Below are 1,680 nucleotides of genomic sequence, written 5' to 3' on the forward strand. Positions count from 1 at the left end.
TTCCGGTGTGGCAGGAGCGTCGTCCGGGATGATCAAACGACAATTCGATAGAATGGTGGGCCGGGCCGGACTCGAACCGGCACCGGCGCTGTTATGAGCAGCGAGCTCTAACCATTGAGCTACCGGCCCGCTCCTCGCCTAGCATCGCCCGAGGCTGGCAAGCAAGCGGGCCGAGCAGGAAAATGAAAAGGGCCCCGCGGCATGCCGCGAGGCCCTGCTTCTGCTACCGGTGTCGGCCGCTCAGGCCGCCGATGCCAGGTCACGCGCTCCGCGGTGTTCGGCCGCCGCATGGCCCTCGCGGAAGGAGAACCGGGCGATGTGCTCGGTCAGGGCGCGCGTCTGCTCGTCGGTCAGAGCCAGCGCCGCGTTGGTCTCCTCGACCAGCGCCGCGTTCTGGTGCGCCATCGTGCCGATGCCGTCGATCTCGGTGTTGATCGCCGAGACGTCGGTCGCCTGGTTGCGGGCGGTCTGCGAGATGCCGTTCATCAGCCCCGTCAGCTCGTTCACCGAGGAGACGATCGCGCCGAACATCGCCGACGTTTCCTCGACCAGGCCGACGCCGACCTTGACGTCGCCATGCGCCGCCTCGACCAGCTTCTTGACGTCGTTCGAGGCGTCGGCCGAGCGCTTGGCGAGGCTGCGCACCTCGGTGGCGACGACCGCGAAGCCCTTGCCGGCGTCGCCGGCGCGCGCCGCTTCCACCGCCGCGTTGAGCGCGAGCAGATTGGTCTGGAAGGCGATCTCGTCGATCATCGCGATGACCTCCGAGATCTTGCTCGAGGACTGGCGAATGCGCTGCATCGCCTCAAGCGCCGAGGCCACGACCTTTTCGCCCTGCTGAGCACGTTCCTCGGCGCCCTGAGCCATGCCGGTCGCCTGGGCCGCCTCGCTTGCCGTCTTCTTGACGGTGCCGGCGAAGGCGCCGAGCTGGTTGGTCGCCATCGAGACGGCGTTGCTCTCCTCGCTGGTCCGCTCGGCGAGGTCCGTGACGCCATCGAGGATTTCGCTGGTGGCGCTGCGCACCGCCGAGACGGTCTCCGACAGGCGGGCCAGCGTGCTCTCGAACTCGTCGGCCAGCGCGTTGGTGCCGTCCTTGAGCTCGGCGAAGGCGCCCTGATAGAGCCCCTCGATGCGCGCCGAGAGATGACCGGCCGAGAGTTCCGCCAGAACCTCGCAGGTCTCGGACAGGCCGGTCTGCACCGTCTGCAGCAGCGTGTTGACCGAGCCGGCGAGCGCATTGAGCTCGGGGTCGGCGAACTGGGCCGCGACGCGCTGGCTGAAGTCGCCGGCAGCAGCCGCAGCCACGACCACGCCAAAGGCCTCGCCCAGTTCGCGCATCATCTCGCGGCGCTGTTCCTGCGCCCGTGCCTCGTCCTCGACCTTGGCGAGCTCGGCGGCGCGCAGCGCGACCGCGTTGTCGCGGAACAGCAGCACGCTCTTCGAGATGTCGGCGATCTCGTCATTGCCCTTGGTATCGACCACCGTCTCGAGCGCGCCGTCGGCGATCGCCTTGGTGGCGGCCCAGAGCCGGTTGAGGCGTCCGACGATCATCGGCCGGACATAGAACAGCGACAGCGCCAGCGCGATCAGCAGCGAGCCGAGCCCGATGCCGCCGAGCCACATCTTGCTCTGGTCGATCAGCGTGCCGCTGGCTTCGCCCGAGGCCACGGCTTCGCTGCG

At 68.7% G+C, this 1,680-nt stretch carries 1 protein-coding gene and 1 tRNA gene; both read right to left on the reverse strand.

Features of this window, described 5'->3' with window-relative positions:
- Window positions 1-53: 53 nt before the first annotated feature.
- Window positions 54-129, reverse strand: a tRNA-Ile gene (locus ACIPIA_RS15710).
- Window positions 130-240: 111 nt separating this feature from the next.
- Window positions 241-1,680: methyl-accepting chemotaxis protein (locus ACIPIA_RS15715; protein ID WP_400510911.1), on the reverse strand; the 1,440-nt coding region annotated here is incomplete at its 5' end.

Origin of the sequence: Allobosea sp. CER48 (genome assembly GCF_044752385.1) — a bacterium.
Taxonomy (GTDB): Bacteria; Pseudomonadota; Alphaproteobacteria; order Rhizobiales; family Beijerinckiaceae; genus Allobosea.